At 34.8% G+C, this 22,211-nt stretch carries 22 protein-coding genes and 1 tRNA gene; 14 read left to right on the forward strand and 9 right to left on the reverse strand.

Translation table 11 applies throughout. From position 1 onward, the window contains the following. Positions 1-2 precede the first annotated feature (2 nt). From M666_RS08410 to M666_RS08455, 11 genes are all read left to right on the forward strand, one after another. Positions 3-1,205, forward strand: a complete 1,203-nt coding sequence (locus M666_RS08410) for an FtsW/RodA/SpoVE family cell cycle protein (protein WP_024481713.1) — start codon at positions 3-5, stop codon at positions 1,203-1,205. Further along, the gene (gene murG, locus M666_RS08415) at positions 1,192-2,283 is read left to right on the forward strand and encodes an undecaprenyldiphospho-muramoylpentapeptide beta-N-acetylglucosaminyltransferase (RefSeq protein ID WP_029447051.1); all 1,092 of its coding nucleotides are present in this window, start codon (positions 1,192-1,194) and stop codon (positions 2,281-2,283) included. Before M666_RS08410 ends, murG begins: the two co-directional genes overlap by 14 nt. Before the next feature lie 27 nt (positions 2,284-2,310). Then, on the forward strand, positions 2,311-3,663 hold the full coding sequence (gene murC, locus M666_RS08420; protein WP_024481711.1) for a UDP-N-acetylmuramate--L-alanine ligase: 1,353 nt from the start codon (positions 2,311-2,313) through the stop codon (positions 3,661-3,663). Beyond that, on the forward strand, positions 3,653-4,372 hold the full coding sequence (locus tag M666_RS08425) for a cell division protein FtsQ/DivIB (RefSeq protein ID WP_024481710.1): 720 nt from the start codon (positions 3,653-3,655) through the stop codon (positions 4,370-4,372). Before murC ends, M666_RS08425 begins: the two co-directional genes overlap by 11 nt. A gap of 3 nt (positions 4,373-4,375) precedes the next feature. Continuing rightward, positions 4,376-5,722 (forward strand): cell division protein FtsA, encoded by a 1,347-nt coding sequence (gene ftsA, locus M666_RS08430; RefSeq protein WP_024481709.1) that lies wholly within the window; start codon positions 4,376-4,378, stop codon positions 5,720-5,722. Between the two features lie 41 nt (positions 5,723-5,763). Next, positions 5,764-7,701: a cell division protein FtsZ gene (ftsZ, locus tag M666_RS08435; protein ID WP_024481708.1), complete on the forward strand. Its 1,938-nt coding sequence runs from the start codon at positions 5,764-5,766 to the stop codon at positions 7,699-7,701. 87 nt (positions 7,702-7,788) lie between these two features. Further along, complete coding sequence (locus M666_RS08440) at positions 7,789-8,238, forward strand: GatB/YqeY domain-containing protein (RefSeq protein ID WP_025615842.1); 450 nt, start codon at positions 7,789-7,791, stop codon at positions 8,236-8,238. A gap of 68 nt (positions 8,239-8,306) precedes the next feature. Continuing rightward, positions 8,307-8,555 carry a GIY-YIG nuclease family protein gene (locus M666_RS20225; RefSeq protein ID WP_029447050.1) on the forward strand — a complete coding sequence of 83 codons (249 nt, stop codon included), beginning with the start codon at positions 8,307-8,309 and terminating at the stop codon, positions 8,553-8,555. Then, positions 8,546-8,619: transfer RNA gene (locus M666_RS08445), tRNA-Arg, on the forward strand. The genes M666_RS20225 and M666_RS08445 overlap by 10 nt, the downstream gene beginning before the upstream one ends. A gap of 976 nt (positions 8,620-9,595) precedes the next feature. Further along, positions 9,596-10,273, forward strand: a complete 678-nt coding sequence (locus tag M666_RS08450) for a PA3715 family protein (RefSeq protein ID WP_151198039.1) — start codon at positions 9,596-9,598, stop codon at positions 10,271-10,273. A 14-nt stretch (positions 10,274-10,287) separates the two neighbouring features. Next, positions 10,288-10,962: a hypothetical protein gene (locus tag M666_RS08455; protein WP_029447048.1), complete on the forward strand. Its 675-nt coding sequence runs from the start codon at positions 10,288-10,290 to the stop codon at positions 10,960-10,962. 20 nt (positions 10,963-10,982) lie between these two features. Here M666_RS08455 and M666_RS08460 read toward each other — a convergent pair whose 3' ends face one another. Beyond that, positions 10,983-11,936 (reverse strand): hypothetical protein, encoded by a 954-nt coding sequence (locus M666_RS08460; RefSeq protein ID WP_024481703.1) that lies wholly within the window; start codon positions 11,934-11,936, stop codon positions 10,983-10,985. 150 nt (positions 11,937-12,086) lie between these two features. Between M666_RS08460 and M666_RS08465 the strand changes: the two genes are divergently transcribed. From M666_RS08465 to M666_RS08475, 3 genes are all read left to right on the forward strand, one after another. Next, the gene (locus tag M666_RS08465; protein ID WP_029447047.1) at positions 12,087-12,455 is read left to right on the forward strand and encodes a hypothetical protein; all 369 of its coding nucleotides are present in this window, start codon (positions 12,087-12,089) and stop codon (positions 12,453-12,455) included. A 140-nt stretch (positions 12,456-12,595) separates the two neighbouring features. Beyond that, a complete protein-coding gene (locus tag M666_RS08470; protein WP_139150181.1) occupies positions 12,596-13,099 on the forward strand; it encodes a hypothetical protein in 504 nt (167 codons plus the stop codon). 368 nt (positions 13,100-13,467) lie between these two features. Beyond that, complete coding sequence (locus M666_RS08475) at positions 13,468-15,858, forward strand: transglycosylase domain-containing protein (RefSeq protein WP_029447046.1); 2,391 nt, start codon at positions 13,468-13,470, stop codon at positions 15,856-15,858. A gap of 6 nt (positions 15,859-15,864) precedes the next feature. Here M666_RS08475 and M666_RS08480 read toward each other — a convergent pair whose 3' ends face one another. From M666_RS08480 to M666_RS08515, 8 genes are all read right to left on the reverse strand, one after another. After that, positions 15,865-16,470, reverse strand: a complete 606-nt coding sequence (locus tag M666_RS08480; RefSeq protein WP_029447045.1) for a zinc ribbon domain-containing protein — start codon at positions 16,468-16,470, stop codon at positions 15,865-15,867. Between the two features lie 21 nt (positions 16,471-16,491). Then, positions 16,492-16,905 carry a hypothetical protein gene (locus M666_RS08485; protein WP_024481698.1) on the reverse strand — a complete coding sequence of 138 codons (414 nt, stop codon included), beginning with the start codon at positions 16,903-16,905 and terminating at the stop codon, positions 16,492-16,494. A 139-nt stretch (positions 16,906-17,044) separates the two neighbouring features. Beyond that, positions 17,045-17,689 (reverse strand): response regulator, encoded by a 645-nt coding sequence (locus M666_RS08490; RefSeq protein WP_024481697.1) that lies wholly within the window; start codon positions 17,687-17,689, stop codon positions 17,045-17,047. After that, positions 17,679-19,655, reverse strand: a complete 1,977-nt coding sequence (locus M666_RS08495; protein WP_029447044.1) for a tetratricopeptide repeat-containing sensor histidine kinase — start codon at positions 19,653-19,655, stop codon at positions 17,679-17,681. The genes M666_RS08490 and M666_RS08495 overlap by 11 nt, the downstream gene beginning before the upstream one ends. 106 nt (positions 19,656-19,761) lie before the next feature. After that, on the reverse strand, positions 19,762-20,739 hold the full coding sequence (locus M666_RS08500; protein WP_029447043.1) for a YpdA family putative bacillithiol disulfide reductase: 978 nt from the start codon (positions 20,737-20,739) through the stop codon (positions 19,762-19,764). Beyond that, a complete protein-coding gene (gene rpe / locus M666_RS08505) occupies positions 20,739-21,398 on the reverse strand; it encodes a ribulose-phosphate 3-epimerase (RefSeq protein WP_029447042.1) in 660 nt (219 codons plus the stop codon). Before rpe ends, M666_RS08500 begins: the two co-directional genes overlap by 1 nt. Positions 21,399-21,509: 111 nt before the next feature. After that, entirely contained in the window at positions 21,510-21,965 is a 456-nt protein-coding gene (locus M666_RS08510) for a tRNA (cytidine(34)-2'-O)-methyltransferase (protein ID WP_029447041.1), read from the reverse strand. After that, complete coding sequence (locus M666_RS08515; protein ID WP_029447040.1) at positions 21,965-22,198, reverse strand: VF530 family protein; 234 nt, start codon at positions 22,196-22,198, stop codon at positions 21,965-21,967. The genes M666_RS08510 and M666_RS08515 overlap by 1 nt, the downstream gene beginning before the upstream one ends. Between the last annotated feature and the right edge of the window lie 13 nt (positions 22,199-22,211).

The raw sequence follows: 22,211 nt of genomic DNA on the forward strand, positions 1-22,211 counted from the left end.
AAATGGAATTTTTCAACAAAATAAGCGGAGATAAAGCAATTTGGGCTATAGTGGCCTTACTTGCCTTGTTTTCTTTTTTACCAGTTTACAGCGCAAGCAGTAATCTGGTATACGTTGTTGGAAATGGGACAGGAACTACGCTGAGCTTTTTGTTTAAACATGGGTTGTTGTTGGCTTTAGGTTTCGGTATTATTTATGGCGTACATAAAATTCCGACGCATTTTTTCAAGGGACTATCTTTAATAGCAATGCCTATTGTGTTATTATTATTAGCATATACGTTGGCGCAGGGCACCACAATTGGTGGGGCTAATGCAAGTAGATGGATTCGCTTGCCTTTGGTTGGGTTTACATTTCAAACTTCAAACTTAGCAGCCGTAGTTTTAATGGCTTATGTAGCACGTTATTTAACGAAAATAAAGGATAAAGCCATCACTTTTAAGGAGAGTATTTTGCCGTTGTGGATACCTGTTTTTTTGGTCTTGATTCTAATTTTACCCGCGAATTTCTCAACAGCAGCCATTATCTTTTTCATGGTTATGGTACTTTGCTTTCTGGGAGGATATCCTGTTAAATATTTATTAGGAATTATAGGTAGTGGTATTTTAGTGTTGACCCTTTTTATCTTGGTGGCAAAGGCAGCTCCAGATTTATTTCCTAATCGTGTAAATACATGGCAAAATAGGATTGAAAATTTTGCCAATGACGAAGATAGTGATGCGGATTATCAAATTGAAAAAGCGAAAATTGCCATCGCTACAGGCGGGGTAATAGGGAAAGGTGCAGGCAAAAGTATTCAGAAGAATTTTCTGCCCCAAAGTTCTTCAGATTTTATTTTCGCCATCATTGTTGAGGAGTACGGTTTAGTAGGTGGACTAATTTTAGTTTTCTTCTATCTGTTGTTACTATTTAGAATTGTTGTGGTTGCAAATGGTAATAATACCATTTTCGGGAAATTATTAGTCGTTGGTGTTGGTTTACCTATTGTTTTTCAGGCATTTATAAATATGGCGGTTGCTGTAGAATTATTTCCTGTAACAGGACAAACATTGCCGCTTATTAGTAGTGGAGGAACCTCTACCTGGATGACTTGCTTGGCAATTGGTATTATATTGAGTGCCAGTAATAAAGAAACAAGTGAAGAGTCTAGTGGAGCAGAAATAGATGATACAAACCCTTTAGAAGTGTTAAGTGGACAATTATAAATTTATATTATCTGGAGGTGGTACTGGCGGACATATTTATCCGGCAGTGGCAATCGCAAATGAACTAAAGCGTAGGTATCCTACTGCTGAGTTTTTGTTTGTGGGTGCAAAAGATAGAATGGAGATGGAGAAGGTACCCAATGCAGGGTATAAGATAGAAGGACTGTGGATTTCAGGATTGCAGAGAAAACTGACTTTCAAAAATTTGATGTTTCCTTTTAAGCTCATCAGTAGTTTGGTGAAAGCTGGCGGAATTGTAAACAGGTTTAATCCAGATGTGGTAATTGGTACCGGTGGCTTTGCTAGTGGTCCGCTTTTAAAAAGAGCCTCAGGAAAAGGGGTGCCATGTGTGCTACAAGAACAGAATTCTTTTGCAGGAATTACGAATAAATTATTAGCAGAGAAATCTAAGAAAATTTGTGTAGCGTATGATGGCATGGAGAAATTTTTTCCAGCAGATAAAATTGTAAAAACAGGAAACCCTGTACGTGAAGATTTGGTGACTATGGCGGCAACGCAGCAAGAAGCCTTAGCATTTTTTGAGTTAGATGCGTCAAAACCAACCTTAGTAGTTTTAGGAGGTAGTTTAGGGGCAAGTAGAATAAACCAACTTATTGAAAAAGAATTAGACTTTTTCAAAACTTTAGGCATTCAAGTGGTGTGGCAATGTGGGAAGCTATATTACGAAGAGTATAAAAAATACCAATCAGATAGTGTTAAAGTATTTGATTTTTTAAATAGAATGGATTTTGCGTATGCGGCAGCTAATTTTGTAATTAGTAGAGCAGGGGCAGGTTCGGTGTCAGAATTATGTATTGTTGGAAAACCAGTAATCTACATTCCTTCGCCAAACGTTGCGGAAGATCATCAAACCAAAAATGCCATGGCATTAGTGCAAAAAGATGCGGCATTAATGGTGAAAGAAAGCGATTTAGCATCACATTTTGAAAGTGTTTTTTCAGTGCTTTTTAAAGACGAAGAGAAACAACAAGAATTGAGTGTTAATAGCAAGAAAATGGCAATGCCAAATGCTACAAGTGATATTGTAGATGAAATAGAAAAATTATTAAAAAAATAAAGGCTTAGGGAGACTTAGGTAGTGATTATGAACATGAATCAGATACATAGCGTATATTTTTTAGGTATTGGCGGCATAGGAATGTCGGCCTTAGCTAGGTATTTTGTGTATTTAGGTAAGAATGTGGGCGGGTATGATAAAACGCCTTCACCGCTTACGCTAGAGTTAGAAGAGACGGGTATGGCTATTCATTATGACGATGATGTGGCGTTGATTGCTCCTAACTTTTTAGATAAGGAAACTTGTCTAATTGTGTATACCCCGGCGGTTCCTAAAGAGCATTCAGAGTTGAATTATTTTTTTGATCAAAAATTTACAGTAAAGAAGCGTTCAGAAGTTTTGGGTTTAGTGACAAATGAAACTTTTTGTTTTGCAGTAGCAGGTACGCATGGCAAGACAACGACTTCCAGCATATTGGCACACATACTAAAAGAAGCTCATGTTCCTATGACGGCTTTTTTAGGAGGGATATCGGAAGATTTTGGAAGTAATTTTTATTTTCAAGGTTCAGAATATTCCGTAGTAGAGGCAGATGAGTTTGATAGGTCTTTTTTGCGTTTATCACCAAACATTGCTTGTATAACATCAATGGATGCAGATCATTTAGATATCTATGGCACAGGTGAAGAATTACAGAAGTCTTTTAGAGAGTTTGCTGCACGAATTAAAGTAGGTGGTAAATTGTTCGTTAGAAACGGCTTACCTATGGAAGGTATTACTTATGGCATAGAGGATGCTGCTGATTATTGTGCGAAAAATGTCGAAATAGTTAATGGAGCTTATGTTTTTGAGTTACAAACGCCTACAGTTTTATACAAAGGCATACGTTTTAAAAAACCAGGAAGGCATAATTTATTAAATGCAGTAGTGGCATTAGGGATGGCTTTAGAAGCCAATGTGAAGCCAGAGAATTTATTTCCTGCATTGGAAAGTTTTAAGGGAGTGCAACGTCGTTTTTCATATCGAATTAAGAATGATGACTTTGTATTTATTGATGATTATGCGCATCATCCTACAGAGATAAACGCTGTTTTTGAGGCGGTTTCGGAAATGCATCCAGGTAAAAAAGTATTGGCTGTTTTTCAACCGCATTTATTTTCAAGAACAAAGGATTTTGCTGAGGATTTTGCAGAAAGTTTATCGAAATTTGCTAACGTTTTATTGTTGGATATTTATCCGGCCAGAGAAAAGCCAATTGAGGGCATTACATCGGAATGGTTGTTGCGTAAAATAACTAGTCAACATAAGAAATTAGTTCAGAAATCAGAGTTGATTTCGGAAATACAAAAACAAGCGCCAGAAGTTTTAATAGTGATGGGTGCAGGTGATATAGGTTTGGAAGTTGTGAAAATTCAAAAAGCTATAGTAAATGAAGGTTAATTGGAACATTGTAAAAGTGTTGGTATTGTTACTTACAGTGATGGGGCTCTTTGCGTTTTCTAATAGTAGACATAACAAAAAACCTATTTCAGAACTGGATGTTATGTTCACTGATGAGAATAATTTATACGTGACTACGGGCATGGTTAATAAATTGTTAATACAAAGTTTCCAAGGGTTTGATATGGTACCCAAAGAAAATTTAGTTTTGAATAACATGGAAAAGGCCATTGAGGCCAATGAAATGGTTAAAAATGCACAAGTATACCTCACGGTAAATGGTAAGTTGACGACGAAAATCGCTCAACGTAACCCCATTGGTCGTGTGGAAAGTAGTACAATATATTATCTAGATGATGAAGGAAAGCGTATGCCGCTGTCTAGAAATCATTCCGCAAGGGTTCCTGTCATAACAGGAAATATCACTGAAGATAGTTTAGCAGAAGTACATTTTATACTGAACTATGTGAATGGAGATGATTTTTTGCGCAAAAATGTAATTGGTATTCAGGTGTTAAGAAACCAAAAATATCAGTTGAAATTTAGAACAGAAAGTTTTGTAGTAAACCTTGGAAAAGCAGAGGCGTTAGATCAAAAATTTAACAAGTTTAGAGCTTTTTATAAAAAGGGTAAAAAAGATAATTCGCTTACCAATTATAGTTTGGTAAGCTTAGAGTATAATAATCAGGTAGTGTGTACCAAAATTTAAGATATGGAACAAGGTAAATATTCAGTTGGTTTAGATATTGGGACTACCAAAATAGTTGCCATAATCGGTAAGGAAAATGAGTATGGGAAGATTGAAATTTTAGGCATTGGAAAATCTAAAAGTCTTGGAGTACACAGAGGTGTTGTAAATAACATCACACAAACCATACAATCTATTCAACAAGCTGTAGAACAAGCGGAATCTAATTCAGGATTAAAGATTGGTTCTGTAGTAGTAGGTATCGCAGGGCAACACATTCGTAGTTTGCAACACAGTGATTACATTACAAGAGATGATTCTGAACAGGTTATTAATGAGGATGATGTAGATAAGTTATGTAATCAAGTATATAAATTAATCATGCTTCCTGGTGAGGAGATTATTCATGTTTTACCACAAGAATATAAAATTGATGGCCAGGCAGAGATTAAAGAACCTATGGGAATGTATGGTGCTCGTTTAGAAGCTAATTTTCATGTGGTGGTAGGGCAAGTGTCTTCTATTAAAAATGTGGGGCGCTGTATTAAGAGTGCAGGTTTAGATTTGGGTAGCATCACATTAGAGCCATTGGCGTCTGCTAATGCCGTACTGAGTCAAGAAGAAAAAGAAGCAGGTGTAGCTTTAATTGATATAGGAGGTGGTACTACAGATTTGGCTATTTTCAAAGATGGTATTATCCGCCATACAGCGGTAATCCCATTTGGTGGTAATGTTATCACGGAAGATATCAAAGAAGGGTGCTCCATCATTGAAAAGCAAGCAGAATTACTTAAGATTAAGTTTGGATCTGCATGGCCAGGGGAAAATAAAGAAAATGAAATTGTCTCTATTCCAGGATTACGAGGAAGAGAGCCTAAAGAAATAACACTTAAGAATTTGTCTAAAATTATCCATGCAAGAGTGGTGGAAATTGTAGAGCAAGTGTATGTTGAGATCAAGAATTATGGTCATGACGAACAAAAGAAAAAATTAATTGCAGGTATTGTATTAACGGGTGGTGGCAGCCAGTTAAAGCACTTAAAGCAATTGGTAGAATATATTACAGGTATGGATACCAGAATTGGTTATCCAAACGAACACTTAGCTGGCGATTCTGATGAGGAAATTGCGAGTCCGTTATATGCAACAGCAGTAGGGCTTTTAATGAATGCATTGAAAACAAAAGCTAAGAATGAAGCAATTGAGGCTGAGGAGGAAGAACTGCAAAATCAATTGCCAGAAAATGAAATGAATGATGATACTACTGAAGCAGAAACTGCAGTAGTAAAACCGGAAATTCAAAGAGATCGGAAATCTATATTTGACAAATGGTCAGATAAGTTAAAAGACTTTTTGGACAACGCAGAATAAAAAAGCACGAAGAACACAGTATAACCAGTAATACAGAACGTATGAGTAACAGTAACGAATTTGGAAGTATTTCCTTTGATTTGCCCAAAAATCAGAGTAATGTAATAAAAGTCATCGGGGTAGGTGGCGGTGGGAGCAACGCAATTAACCACATGTATATGGCGGGAATTAATGGTGTTGATTTCATTATCTGTAATACAGATTCCCAAGCACTTGATAATAGTACAGTACCCAACAAAATTCAATTAGGGGTTTCCTTAACTGAAGGTCTTGGTGCTGGTGCAAACCCAGAAGTGGGAGAGCAATCTGCTATTGAGAGTATGGAAGAAATAAAGAATATGTTGGGTACCAACACTAAAATGGTTTTCATTACTGCAGGAATGGGCGGTGGTACTGGAACAGGTGCGGCACCAATGATAGCAAAACAAGCTAAGGAACTGGATATCCTTACGGTTGGTATTGTTACAATTCCTTTTCAGTTTGAAGGTCAGATGAGAACCAAACAAGCGCAAGCAGGGATTGAAAAGTTACGTAACAATGTAGATTCTCTAATCGTTATTAATAATAATAAACTAAGAGAAGTTTATGGAAATTTAGGTTTCAAAGCTGGTTTCTCTAAGGCCGATGAAGTGTTAGCTACAGCAGCAAGAGGTATTGCAGAGGTTATAACACACCACTACACACAGAATATTGATTTACGTGATGCTAAAACAGTACTTTCAAATAGTGGTACGGCAATCATGGGGTCTTCAACTTCATCAGGTTCCAATAGAGCTAATGAAGCAATTATGAGTGCTTTAGATTCTCCATTGTTGAATGATAATAAAATATCTGGAGCAAAGAATGTATTGTTGTTAATTGTTTCTGGAACTAAAGAAATTACAATTGATGAAATAGGAGAGATCAACGATCATATCCAAACAGAAGCGGGTCATAGTGCAAACATCATTATGGGTGTTGGTGAAGACGAAACACTGGGGGAAGCAATTGCTGTAACCGTGATCGCTACGGGTTTTAATATTGACCAGCAGGATACTATTGTAAATACAGAATCTAAAAAAATAATCCATACCCTTGAGGATAGCCAAAAGGCAGAGCAAGTATTAATGGGTTCAGAGAATGTAGTCTTTCAGTTGGTCGAAGAAGAGGAAGAAAAAAAGGTAGTAAAAGAAGAGCCTAAAATTGTAAAGCATGTTTTAGAAGAAGATAAGCCAGAGATGGATTTGATTCCGACATCTAGCTATATTAAAAACTTTAATGTCTTTTATGATGAAGTGATTGCTGATAATGTAGGTGATGATTTTATTATCGTAGATTCTAAGGCTAAGATTGATAATTTTGAAGTTATTGATCCTATTACTGTTTCTTCAGCAAAAATAGAAGATGATCAGTTTATTTTTAGTTTTGATGGCCCTGAGGCAGAAAAAATTAAAGAAGACAAAAAAGAAAATGTAGTATTATTTTCTTTGGATGACGAAGTAAAAGATATGGAAGTAAAAGATCCTATCGAAGTTATTCCTGTAGTAGAGTACAATAAGCAAGGTGAAAAACGCTATAGTCTTGATGATTATATGGAGTTAGAAGGGAAGCTTAATGACGCTAAGTCTAAAGCAGAAAAAGTAGCTCCAAAGGTTCTGGAAGAAGAATTGCGTTTTGAGCAAAAGACGGTGGAGAAAGAAACAAAGCAAGTAGAAGAAGTCGCAGACGTAGATCCTATGGATATGCCTTTAGAGGAGCTTTTAAGAAGCAGATCTGAAGAAAGAAAACGTAAGCTAAAAGATTTTAACTACAAGTTTCAGAACAACAATGCGAAGCATATTGATGAAATAGAAAAGCATCCCGCATACAAACGTCAAGGCGTTCATTTAAATGAAGTAAATAGAGAGAACAAGATTTCTAGAACATCATTAAGTGAGGATAGCAATGATGATATTCAAATAAGAACAAACAATTCTTTCTTACATGACAATGTAGATTAAAGAATGTTTTAACCTGATTATAAACCCAAAAATACGAGCTATTTTTGGGTTTATTTTTTTATCTTCGTCCCGCTAAAATAGAATATTATGAGCTTACAAGACCAGGTAATGACCGAGATGAAAACAGCGATGAAAGCTAAAGATAAAGTAGCTTTGGAATCGTTAAGAGCAATAAAATCGGCGTTGTTACTAATGCAAACAGAAAATGGTTCAGGAGAAGCTATTTCAGAAGATGCAGAAATTCAGCTAGTTCAGAAGCTTGTAAAGCAACGTAAAGATAGCGCCGCTATTTTTATAGAGCAAGGTAGAGAAGACTTGGCAGCTCCAGAATTAGAGCAAGTAGCTATAATAGAAAAATTTTTGCCAGAGCAGTTATCAGAAGAAGAGATAGAGAAAGTTGTTGTACAGACTATTGAAGCTACTGGAGCAGCAGGTATGAAAGATATGGGTAAAGTTATGGGAATGGTTTCTAAAGAGCTTGCAGGTCAAGCAGACGGCAAAACTATTTCTATGATTGTAAAAAAGAAATTAGCCTAAGAAAATAATGGCTGCGTAGTTCAACTGGATACCTGCCTGCCGGTAGGCAGGGAATATCAAGTATAGGTGTGAAGTACTATGTTTATGTTTTAGAAAGTGAGAAAGATCAAAGATGGTATAAGGGGCATACTGTAGATTTAGATAAGCGAATTAAAGAACATAATTCAGGAAAAACTAAATCAACCAAAGGATTTATTCCTTGGAGACTAGTTTATTTTGAGGTAGTTGAAACAAGGGAAGAGGCTATACAAAGAGAAAGGTATTTCAAAACCGGAAGTGGTAGAGAATTTTTAAAGAAAATAATAATGGCTGCGTAGTTCAACTGGATAGAATATCAGATTTCGGCTCTGAGGGTTGGGGGTTCGAATCCCTTCGCGGTCACGAATAAATAAAAAGTCTCACAAAATATACAAGCTTGCTTGCGTATATTTTGTGAGACTTTTTATTTTCAAAGCGGAGCTTTGAGGGATCAACGCAGTTCATCCCTTATTCGTGAAAATGTTGAATATAGTTTTAATGCTTGCTTGCGTATATTTTGTGAGACTTTTTATTTTCAAAGCGGAGCTTTAAGGGATCAACGCAGTTCATCCCTTATTCGTGAAAATGTTGAATATGGTTTTAATGCTTGCTTGCGTATATTTTGTGAGACTTTTTATTTTCAAAGCGGAGCTTTGAGGGATCAACGCAGTTCATCCGGTATTCGTGAAAATGTTGAATATGGTTTTAATGCTTGCTTGCGTATATTTTGTGAGACTTTTTATTTTCAAAGCGGAGCTTTGAGGGATCAACGCAGTTCGTGAAAATGTTGAATATGGTTTTAATGCTTACTTGCGTATATTTTGTGAGACTTTTTATTTTCAAAGCGGAGCTTTAAGGGATCAACGCAGTTCATCCGGTATTCGTGAAAATGTTGAATATGGTTTTAATGCTTACTTGTGTATATTTTGTGAGACTTTTTATTTATAAAGCGGAGCTTTGAGGGGTCAATGCAGTTCATCCGGTATTCGTGAAAACGTTGAATATGGTTTTAACGCTTGCTTCCGTATATTTTGTGAGACTTTTTATTTTCAAAGCGGAGCTTTAAGGGATCAACGCAGTTCATCTCTTATTCGTGAAAATGTTGAATATGGTTTTAATGCTTGCTTGCGTATATTTTGTGAGACTTTTTATTTTCAAAGCGGAGCTTTAAGGGATCAACGCAGTTCATCCCTAGTCCATTTTTTTATGATAAGATAAATATCTGTATCTTGAATTTTTTTAAAATGAAAACACAAAATAGTATATGAATAAAGGGGTGTATTTTTTTAAAAGTTTTTTAAAACGGCTAATTATACTGATCACTTTATCTTATTCTGTAATGCTTACTTCTCAAGAAATACCACATTTAAAGACGATATTAAGTCAGCTAGATTTAGGCTTGTCTGAATGTAAAACAGCTCTAATTGTAGCTAAGGTAAAGCCTGATAATCCGGAGGAAACTATTGTTGTTATTCCAGAAATTGTCCAAGAAAAGGAAGATTATTTTGAGCTCAATAGTCACATTTTAATTATAGAAACAGATACAGGGAAAATAAAATCTAGGTTTTTTGAAAGCTCATTAACGAACGAGTGGTATTCTGACGCGGTAAAATTGGCGGAATTAAAGATTGATACGGCTCCTTATCTTCTTTCAGAAAACACTAGGGCATTCGGTATTCGCGTTTATTATTACAATAACTCACACCCAAATCCGTATAGTCATGAAACAATTTCGTTATATTTTGATGAAAATAATACCCTAAAACAGGTTTTGAAAAATTTTGAAATGATGTACTATGGTGGGGAAGTGGATTCAGAATGCGAAGCAGACCTAAGTGGCGTTGAAAAAGTGTTAATCCTTAAGGAGACAAAAACAAATGGCTATTTTGATATATTAGTTAAAAGCATTGTGAAAACAACAACTAGAAAAGAAGCTTCAAACGGTGATTGCGTAGAAGACGAAAAGATTACAAATCAGGATCAAGTATTGAAGTTTAAAAACGGTAAATACCAATAAAATAATAGTTAATAATGATGAAAATTCAATATGCAATCTTACTCTTAATTTTAGTGTTCTCAGCGCCTGCAATAGGACAAGAAGAGCATAAAGTGCCGCTTACGGAATACATTCGGGAAATTCAAATTTGGAAAAAGGATGGTGAAAACATGACCTTATCTTTTTGGCTTCCTAGAAGTTATTGGAGAATTGCTTTGGCAGATAATCCAGCAATACCTGAGGATATGGTACATCTTATTTTAGAGACACTCGATGATTATATTTTTGTTTGTGCATTAGATGTAGATATACATCTTGATGGCTCTCTAACCTTTGCTTCAGAAGAAACGATAAGAAATTCAATAACTGTAAAAATAAACGAAGGTGAACCACAACAACCAATCCCAGAAAATCAATTGGATATCTCGGTGCGCTCAATTTCAGAAACTATGAAGCCAATGTTTGAAAACATGATGGGACAATTTGGAGCGGGTATGCGTTTTTACTTTTTTGAAAATAAAGATGAAAACGGTAAGCTGTTGGTAGATGAATACAAAGAAGGTGAGTTTATGATTTATCACTCTAATAAAGAATTTGAGTATGCGCTACCGCTAACTACTTTACTGCCTCCAAAAAACTGTCCTGTTGATAATGCTGCAATGAAAGGGAACTGGAGCTATTGTCCATTTCACGGAAACACACTCGATTAGAATTCTTGAAAAGACCTAAATTATGCTTTTAAAAACTGAATTAAATACGCAATTAAAATACTTATCATAAGCCCTATATTTACTTTTGCTAAATCTTTAATAATAAGGGTATACGTTGTTTTAAGTTGTTTTTTCTCTAAAAGATATTTTATCGCAATTTCTCTACCTGCCAAAATACCTACGAAAGTCCAAGTGGTACTCATAGGAACATCATTTAAAATAGTAAATAGGTAAAGTAATACACCGTAGCAAGCATCAATAATTGTTGCAGAACGGATGTGCTGCGTGTTTGATTTCTGATTTACAATCTTTTGTATGTTTCCTCCTTTTACATTAAAGATGTAGGCCATGATGCTTAAAATAACAATAAGGGCTATCCCTAATTCGGAAATAGTCAATTGGCGAGGTAAGAAGACAAAAATATTTGCAAAGTCTTGAATTAACCATTGTGACCATAAGAAACCGGTAGAAAACCATTGCGCAACTAGCCAATAAGGTTTCTGCTTCTTTTTATCCATCAACCGGATAGCAGCTTTAGATTCAAATTTCTTAGCAATAATTAGGTAGAGTACCAATGCCGCTACAAAAGCTAAGACATATCCGAAAATAGATTTGAGAATCATTTTTTCTATGAGTTGTCCAGAGGAAAATACACTTAAAATCATGAAAGTAGTACTTACCGGAATTCCAAAGCGTGTAATAATTAATAAACTTAAAGGAGCTAGAAGATACCACCATGGTAGCGGATTAGGCAGTGGTATTTGTGATAGACGACCATAGGAAACATCACCATTATTAAAATACCAACCAAAAAATAAGGTTAGTGTTAAAATGGTACCGGCAAAAGCCCATAGGTACCACCATTTGGTTTTGCTATTTGATGAAATAAAAGTGCCTAATGTTTGTATAACATCATTAGCAATAACAGAATAGGCTGCAATAAAAAAACCTAAACACACTATAAGTTCATTCATTTAATATAGGAATTAAAATAATATCTTTTTTAAAAAATCGCGTAAAATTAGATGAATAATTGTTGCGTTAAAGGAATTATAAAAAATATTGTGGATGAAATATTAATGTACCTTTGTACTCTTGTAAATACATTAAATTTATCTTTTTAGATGAGCAAGATGTTGTGGTTTAGAAGTTTATTATTTCTACTGTTATGTAGCAGTTTTCAAGGGTCTTATGCGGCTGTTGAAAACGAGGCGAAGCATGACAATTTAGATGTGGCTGTTATTCTTGATCAAACTGCCGTGCAAGATAGGTTTACGATCAATGTAGATGCACTAAATGTTCTTTGGGAAAATACGACTTCTTCCAATCCAGATAGCACGGTAAATTTACATATTGGCTCTTCTTTAAATCCATTAGAGAATTTATGTATTTGCAAAAATCAAATCGCTTTATTATATATTTCTTCTGGCGGTTTTATAGATCTTAATTTTGATACGCATCAGATTGCTTATCATTTTCATTCCTTTCCTTAGTTTTTAAATGATTTTTACGGACTAGCACCACGAGAGTTGTTGCTGGTATTTTATGAGGGCATTAAATTAAACTGTATTGAAGAACATATACAATGGTTTAAGAGCTCTTTTCTATCATCATTTTAAAAACAAAAAATAGTATGGATACTTCATTTATGACCATATGTCTCGTTTTAGTAGGCATAATTTTTATACCCTTCTTTTTATTTAACATGTCAGGAAAGTCTGCCTCTAAAAAAGTTAAAGAAGCAGCAAAAGCATTAAGCACAAAAAATAAATTAACAATCTCTCAAAGTGAACTTTGGGGAAATTCCTATATTGGAATTGATGAAAAAGAACAAAAAATAGTGTTCTTAAAATTCTCAGAAAATGAAATTTATGAGCGTGTTGTAGCCATTTCTTCTATAAAAGATTGTATGATCTTAGAGCAAAGAAAATTTTTTAAAGTAAAAAATAAAAAAGATTCGCATTTAGAAAAACTGGATTTGAAAATAACGTTGAAATCGGGTCAGCCTTTTGAACTTAATTTTTATGATGAAACGCTTAACTATTCAGAAGATTTTGAGGTTAAAAGAATTGAGAAATGGAAATCACTGATCAATGAGTTCCTTACAGTAGACGAAAAGGCGAAGCAAGTTGCTTAACCTGTTTATTGTTTCTAACTTCTTAGTACGCCTATAATTTTTTTAATAAAAACCTTAATACTCTTCAGCGGAAGTTTGAAGAATTAGCTTAGATAGGTATTCTATCTTGATGGTAGTTTTAAGTGGAGTAAATTCTACTTATAATCAGCGTACGTTTTTTAATTTGTTATTCACTAAAACCATTGTTGCTTAAACAATGGTTTTTTTTAGGTAAAGAACTTTTGTTAAGACAATTTTTGTAAATTCCATCATTATTTTAAATGCCCTAAGCATATGAATAATAGTATTTTATACTATTTGTTTGTTGGTATCTAAAAATAGTTAATTTTGCGCGCTCAATTTTTTTAGTGTGGCAGCTAATAAGGCTTATGGAAAAAATTACAACCTTGAAAAACACAATAGTTACTAAAGCTAAAACAGTATTCAAGTTTGCGCGTAAACATCCTTTTAAAAGTTTTTTTTATCTAATAGGACTAGGCTTTCTATTCGGATTGGTATTCTTGCTTTTAGTATATTTTGGAGCCTTCGGCAAATTACCAACGAAGGAGTATCTGAGGCAATTAGAAAATCCAGTGACGTCTACAATTTATGCTTCCAATAATGAACCCATAGGATACTACTTTCTTCAAAATAGATCTAACGCAGATAGCACTCAAATTTCTAAGCATTTAAAAGAAGCTTTGGTTGCAACAGAAGATAGTCGTTTTTACACGCATGGCGGGATAGATTATAAAAGTTATGGTCGTGTGTTTGTAAAGTCAATAGTACTTGGGCAGAATGCAGGTGGTGGGAGTACGGTTACGCAGCAGGTAGCTAAAAATATATTCGGGAGACAAAAGCAGTTTTTTCTTTCTACCCCTATTAATAAAATTAGAGAGCTATTTATTGCTAGACGCTTGGAAAGCATTTACAGTAAAGATGAAATATTATTACTGTATTTTAATACCGTTTCTTTTGGAGAGAATATATATGGAATTGAAAAAGCGGCGTATCGTTTTTTTAATAAACCTCCGGAGAAACTTAGTTTAGAGGAATGTGCTACTTTAGTGGGGGTATTAAAAGCACCATCTTACTACAATCCTAGAATAAACCCTGAAAGAGCAACCAATCGTAGAAATGTTGTGTTAAGCCAAATGGCAAAATATGGCTATATCACTGAGGCAGAAAAAGAAGCTGCTAAAAAGCCCTTGGTTTTAGATTATCAATTGCCTAAAAAAACATCTTCTTTCTCTTCTTATTTTAAAGATGTCGTAGCGGAAGAATTTGCTGCGTGGGCCGCAGAAAATCCTGCAGAAGATGGCCATATTTATGATCTGGAGGCAGATGGTTTAAGTGTTTATACGACTCTAAATACAAGCATTCAGGAATATGCAGAAAAAGCATTGAACCGTCAAATTGAAAGCTTGCAAAAATTGATGGATCAATATTGGGACGCTGCCACTATAGAAGGAGGTAAGGAAGCCTTACTTCAACAAATTACAGCTGAAACTAAAGAAGTAAAAAGATTAAAAGCAGAAGGGAAGAGCGAAGAAGAAATCTCATCTTTTATCACTAAAAAGAAAAAACGAAACTATTGGGAAGTAGGTAAAGGCTACGAAGGGAAGATGATGTCTCTAGAAGATTCTATAGCGAAAAGTATCAACAGATTGCATGCGAGTTTATTCGTTATGAGTAGTACTTCAGGTAGAATTATGGGCTATGTTGGTGGTATTGACTATGGTTTTAGTCAGACGGATAATATCCGTACTCCGCGCCAAGTTGGTTCTACGTTTAAACCTATTACTTATTTAGCAGCTCTAGAGTCAGGCCAGGATGTTTGTAGCTACTATAACAATAATTTGGTAACCTACGCTGAATATGAAGATTGGCAGCCTAGAAACGCTTCTGGAGGCTATGGAGGTAGTTATAGTATGCATGGAGCATTGGCAAATTCTGTAAATACCGTTTCTGTAAACATACAGCTAAAAGCAGGGGTTAACCGTGTTATTGAGCAGGCTAAAAAGATGGGTATTGAAACGATACTTCCAGAAGTGCCTTCTATTGTATTGGGTACCGCAGACATTAGTCTTTTAGAAATGGTTACTGCTTATGCAAGTATTTCTAACGGAGGTAACAGAATTAAACCGTATGCTATAGAACGAATAATTAATGAAGAAGGTGTTGTTATATATGAAGCTAAACCAATGTATCAAGAGCGCGTAGCAGGCTATACACATGTAAAACAACTTCAAAAAATGATGGAAGGGGTAGTGCAACACGGTACAGGTTTGCGCTTAACGGGCTACGGTATTCCGTATAACTTAATTGGAAAAACGGGAACTACACAAAATAATGGTGATGGCTGGTTTATAGGTGCATCGCCAGAACTTGTTATAGGTGCTTGGGTTGGTACTTATGATAAGCGAGTGCAATTTTCAACAACCAGAATGGGGTCTGGTTCCAATACTGCTTTGCCAATGGTAGCTTCTGTCTTTAGAGATTTGAGTACTTGGAAAAGGCCTATACTTACTAATTTTAAGTATGATTTTGATCATTTTCCTTGTCCGCCATATTTAGAAATGAATGCTAAAGAGGCTTTTGAATTTGCAAAAGCAGATACTTTGTACTTACAGAATCTTAGAATTCAAGATTCCTTAAAAATATTATCACAGCTTCCGGTGCCTATAGATTCTTTACAAGGTATTGTTCCGGCTGCCATAAAAACAGACTCAACGGCTTTAGACAGCATACCAGCCACATTATTAGACATCTTAAAGTAGAAGTGGTTACTCTCTATTTATATCAAAGATTTTACCGCTAGAATACATGGCGGTAATTTCTTGTTTAGAAAAGCCATAGACTACATCTGGGTAATTCTCAGGTTTATCTATTTTATAAATGCGTGAAGCTTTGCTGATTTCAAAATCGTTTAAAGCAATAAAGACGCTATCTGTATCTACTTCTATGACCTTCATGGTAGAAAATTGCTTGTTAGCAACTCTATATTCGTAAATGTCTCCTGCCATGGGTTGGTTTAGATATTCTTGTTCTAATTTCTTAGTATTCTGACTAGCAAAGCCAGCAAAAACTAGAACGAAAAGTGCTATAAACATTCCAGAGAATTGCCAAATGGGACCTTTTACTTCCTTTTTTATTTTTTGATATTCGTGTTTTAAATGCTCTGGCATCTCACTAGAACGTAAGGCCTGCTTGCAATTTTTGCAATGCGAAGCTCCAGACTTTCCTAATGGGAAAATCGGAATCCAAAAAATGTGTGCGTGCTTTCTATATACACTGATGAGTAAAGATCCTTTTTCTTCGCAATTAGGACAAATAGGCGTTGTCTTTTGAACGGAATGTAAATGGGCAGAGCGGGTACCGTAAATTATCATGATGAATAAATAAGAAGTTATTTACTTAATTTGATTGCTAGCTATTTCTTTCTGCTTAAAATATTTTAGATACTCATCTGTGGTAAATAGATTAGAAACCGTTTCTCTAATTTGAGCATCTTTTAAAGCGGAGTTTGCTGTTCTGTATTCTGGATTTAATAAGCGTGTAGTAGCAAGTGTATCGCAAAGTAATTCTTCACCTTTGTCATTGGTTACTTTTATAGTAGCGGTACTTTGTAAAAGGGATTTTCCGTTTATTAAAATGGTAAGGGTATCTGTATTATTCTGACCTGAGAATGGTTTTACGGCGCTGTTAGTTAACAGTAAATCTGATTTGATAATAGACGCTTGCTTTGACGTTTCTGTAGTTTTCTTATCGTTAGAGCAAGAGATAAATAAAGTAGTAAGTGCGATTAAAATAATAGAATGCTTCATAATTGTATTGTTGTTTGTTCAATACAAAGGTCAAGCGATTGCACAATCTTTTTTACACTTAAAAAAGTGAAATTGGCACCCCCTGTTTTCAGGGATGGCTAGATTATTGGCTTAAGAGCTGCTGTTATTTAATTAGATGTTATGCATCTAAAAGTCCCATTTTTAAAGCATGCTTGGTTAAACCAGCTAGGTTTTTTACGTTTAATTTGGAGATTAAGTTCTTTCGATAACTTTCTATCGTATGCTTGCTTAGAAATAATTTATCGGCAATTTCTTGAGTAGTATTTTCTTCGGCAATAAGTTTCAGTACTTCTTTCTCACGATCCGTCAATGAAATTTCTTCCATTTTTTTATTTTCGAACATCGCATCGGTATAGGCTTTCTTTATTTCTGGAGAGAAATATTTATCGCCTTTAATAATACTGCGTATTGCAGTTAGTAATTCCTCTTTTTCTGCATTTTTAGGAACATAGCCATCTACATTATTTTTGATGAGTTTGTCTATCATCATCCCATCAATATGCATACTTACTACAAGCGTTTTTAAAGAAGGGTATTTGCTTTTAACGATCTTGTTTAACTCAATTCCATCCATTTCTGGCATCGTTAAATCTGTAATTAATAGATGAATATTATCAGCACCGTTTATACTCAAATATTTTTCAACTTGTGCACCGTTTTTTGCAGTAAGAATCACAGAAAATTCTGGAGCATCATTAAGAATACTGATAAGGCCATCAATGAACATTTTATGATCGTCGGCAATTATAAGATTATAGTTCATGTACTGTTTTTTTTAAATCAGGAATTTCTATGGCGATAACAGTTCCTCTATTTTCAGAAGAATCAATATGCAAGGTTCCTTTTAGTTTTTGAATTCTACTTGTAATGTTCTTTAAACCAATACCAGTTTCTTTTTCTAACGTATTAAATCCTATTCCATTATCCTCAAAGAGTAAAGATAGTTCGTCTCCTATAAGATTTAAATGAATATCTACATTTTTTGCTTTCGCATGCTTTAGGGTGTTGGTCATTAATTCTTGAAGAATTTTAAATAACTCTACCTGTATTTTTTCATCAATGTTATTAATAGTTTCTTTGGGATGAGGATAAAAAGCTACTTGAACAGCATTGGTCTTAGAAATTGAATTTGCAAATTGTTGGACCAAATCTGTAAACGCGTTTTGTTGAAATTTTTTAGGAATTAGTGTGTGAGATATGTCTCGCACTAATTGATACGTTTCATCTATTTGATTATTAATCGTTTTTAAAGCTTCAGAACCTTTAGCTAGACTAGAGAGCTGTAGCTTTATTCCAGCAAGGTTGCCGCCGATACTGTCATGTAGTTCTTGCGCAATACGTTTGCGCTCTTCATCTTGCCCTTCAATAGACGCTTTTATTAGATTTAATTCTTGTTCCTGGATCAAGGATTTTACCTTCTGAGTATTTATTTCTTCTTGTTTTTTGGAAAGCTCACTTTGGGTTTGTAATTTCTGGTAGTATACAAATAGTAAGGCTATAATAGGAATTAAAATAATTAAGAAACCAATTAGAAAAGCATTCTTAATAGTTTTCTGTCTGCTTAATTGCGCCTCTTTTAAAAGCTTGTCTTCCTCTAGACTATTTATTTCCTTTTCTTTTTCTAAGGTTTCATATTGGACCTCAAGTTCCTTGATGATAGCTTGTTGTTGTTTTGTATTGATTTCGTTGATCACCCTAAAAAGTTGTGTCATCGAAGCATAGGCATTTTCAAAATCTCCTTGTTGTTGAAAGCTGCGTGATTGTAGAATTAAAGACTCTCTTTGAAATTGTAGATTGTCACTATCTATAGCGTTAATATATGCTGTAGATAAACCCAATACTGCTATGTCATAAAAGCCTTGTTTGTAATACAGTCTTGCTACTAATAGAGAACCTTCAAAGTAAATAGCATCAAAACCTTTTTCTTTGGCTTCATTTCTTGTTTTCTCATATTCCGGAAAAGCCCCATCAAAATCGCCTTGAGCTTCTTTTAGTTTTGCGATTTCTAAACGAATCGTAAGTAATACTTCTTCGTCATCTAAGGATTTAGATAATTTTACCGCTTCATTATAATACATGTTAGCTTGCTCATAATTTTCATTAAAACGATAGGCTTTTCCTAGTAAAATATAATTTTGTGTTTTTAGAGAAGGGTGTTCAGGAGCAAATTCTGAAAGCGATTTTTCTAAAATGTCAATTGCTTTATCTGTATTGCCTTGAGAGATGTAACTTTTAGAGAGTCCAAGTTTATGTTTGTATTTGAATTCTGTAAAATTAGTTTCTTCAGCCTCCTTAAGACCTTCTAAAAACCATTTTATTGCGTTGTCATATAGCCCATTCATTAGGTTTCCTTTCCCTAAATAATAGTTGGCTTTTGAAGAGTATCTTTTTTTAATTTTTTCTGTTTGGCTCCAGTTGTTTACTTCCTTCAAATATAGGTTAGCGTAATGTACAACAGAATCGGTATTTGTTTTTCGGATATGATATTCTAATAATTGGTCTATAATAGAAAACCGTTGTACACCATATTCGGCTGTTTTTAATTCCTTGTAGTAAGGCTCAAGAGATTTAGGAGTTGTTCTTTGTGACCATCCGAAGTATACCATCGGAGCTATATTAGAGCTGTCTTTCTCTTTTCCTTGAGATAAACCTATCGCAGAAAATAAAAAGTATACATAGATAAATAATAGATAAGTCTTTTGGGTATAACTGAAATTCTGTAAATGCATATTTAAAAATTACTATTAAAAACCGAAATGAAATTTTCGACTTTTATAGACTATAAAATTACTACCTTTCTTTAAGACGCTGCTCCCTGAATTCCGTGATTCGCAACTAGTTAGTGGGCTCTTGTTTTTTTAAGATAGTATCCATAATCATTTTTGCATGAATTCTAGAGTTTTCTATGAACCATTTATGGGTTTCCATACCACCGCAAATTACGCCAGCTAAGAATAAATTAGGAACATTGGTTTCCATAGTTTCTTGATCATAATTTGGCAACCTTTTTTCATCATTGGATAATGAAACACCAAGCTGTTCAAGAAATTCAAAATTAGGCTTGTAACCGGTAAGTGCTAGAACAAAATCGTTTTCAATAGTAGTAGCTCCCTCAGGGGTGTCAATGACTAACTCCGTATGTTTTATTTCTTTTAGCGTAGCGTTGTAGAATACTTTTATACTGCCTTCTTCAATTCTATTTATGATATCAGGACGCACCCAGTACTTTACACGCTGACCAACTTCAGAACCTCTAATGACTAACGTTACTTCAGCCCCTTTTCGGTAGCATTCTAAAGCTGCATCTATGGCGGAGTTACTAGCGCCAATTACGGCAACTTTTTGTTGTGCATAGTAATGGGGATTGTCATAATAGTGTTTTACTTTTTCCAAATCTTCCCCAGGAATATTTAGGGTATTCGGTAAATCATAAAATCCTGTGGCAATAACAACGTTTGTAGCAGTGTAGCTTTTTTTATTCGTGGTGATTTCAAAAGTAGAATCAGATTTGATCACACTTTGGACTTTTTCAAAAAGATGAATATTAAGGTGATTGCTCGTTACAATTCTACGGTAATATTCTAAGGCTTCATCTCTTTTTGGTTTTGGTTCTTTACTGATAAATGGAATTTCGTCTATTTCTAATTTTTCTGACGAAGAGAAAAATTGCATATTGCTAGGGTAGTGAAAGAGCGAGTTTACAATTGGGCCTTTCTCAATAATTAAATAGCTAAGACCTCTTTTTTTAGCTTCTAATCCACAGGCTATTCCTATAGGGCCTCCACCAACAATAACAACATCAAATTTTTTCATTATCCAGCAATATCTTTAAGTTCTTGAATAGTTTCAACAGGGTTTTCGCTATTAAAAACAAAGCTCCCTGCAACGAGTACATCTGCTCCGGCATCTTTCAACGCTTTTGCATTTGTTGCCGTAACACCGCCATCAATTTCTATAAGTGTACTGGCACCTTTACGCTCAATTAAAGCCTTCAAAGCTCTAATTTTGTCATAGGTGTTCTCAATGAAAGATTGTCCTCCAAAGCCAGGGTTTACGCTCATCATACAGACAACATCAATATCTTTGATGGTATCTTCAAGGAGCATAATATTGGTGTGTGGGTTTAAAGCTACTCCGGCTTTCATGCCTTCTGCTTTAATAGCTTGTAATGTGCGGTGCAAATGCGTACAAGCTTCATAGTGTACAGAGAGGTTGGTGGCGCCTAGCGCTGCAAATGTTTTAATATAACGGTCAGGGTCTACAATCATCAAATGCACATCAAGTGGTTTTGTTGCGTATTTTGCAATAGCTTTTACCACAGGCATTCCGTAAGAGATATTAGGAACAAAAACACCATCCATAACATCTATATGATGCCAATCTGCGTTGCTATTGTTTATCATTTCTACATCGCGCTGTAAGTTTCCAAAATCTGCCGCCAAAAGTGAGGGTGCAATCATTATATTTCCCATTTGAAATCTGTCCTTTTCTGTTTCTACAAAAATAGTGAATTTGGTGGGGAACTATAAAGTCAATCCTGTTTATAAACGATATGAGTTAATAGGTTTTGCAATTGTAACAATCTACAGGCTAAGTTGCCTAAGACCTTCATAGACAACAATGCTTACGGCATTTGCTAAATTAAGACTTCTAATATGATCACTGTGTAAAGGTATTTTGTATAAACTATTGGTATTCTGTGCGGTTACTTGTTCTGGTAAGCCCTTAGATTCTTTTCCGAAAATTAGAAATAAATTGTCTTTAAAGTTGATGTCCCAATGGGTTTTGGTTCCGTGACTGGAGAAATAGGCAAATTCTTTGTCAGAATTCTTTGAATAAAAGTCTTCAATGCTCTCGTAAATAGTCAAAGAAATGTGCTGCCAATAATCTAATCCTGCTCTTTTTACGCGTTTATCACTAAGTTCAAAACCAAAAGGTTTTACGAGGTGTAAATGACTCCCAGAGGCTAAACTAAGGCGGCCGATATTTCCTGTGTTATTAGGAATTTCTGGTTCAAATAAAACAATATGTAATGGCATTATTTTTTAATTGATTTTAAATATAGGTGTTCTACTTTTTCTCTAGCCCAAGGTGTTTTTCGTAAGAAGTTTAAACTAGATTTTATGGTTTGATTGCTTTTAAAACAATTAATATTTATTTGTAAAGACATTTCTTTCCAGCCATATTTTTCTACTAAAAACTCAAGTATATCTTTAAGCTTTACACCATGAAGTGGATTGTTGGGTTGTTCTTGCTTGTTTTCTGGTTGCATTAAAAAATTGAAT

Origin of the sequence: Cellulophaga baltica 18, from assembly GCF_000468615.2 — a bacterium.
Classification (GTDB): Bacteria; Bacteroidota; Bacteroidia; order Flavobacteriales; family Flavobacteriaceae; genus Cellulophaga; species Cellulophaga baltica.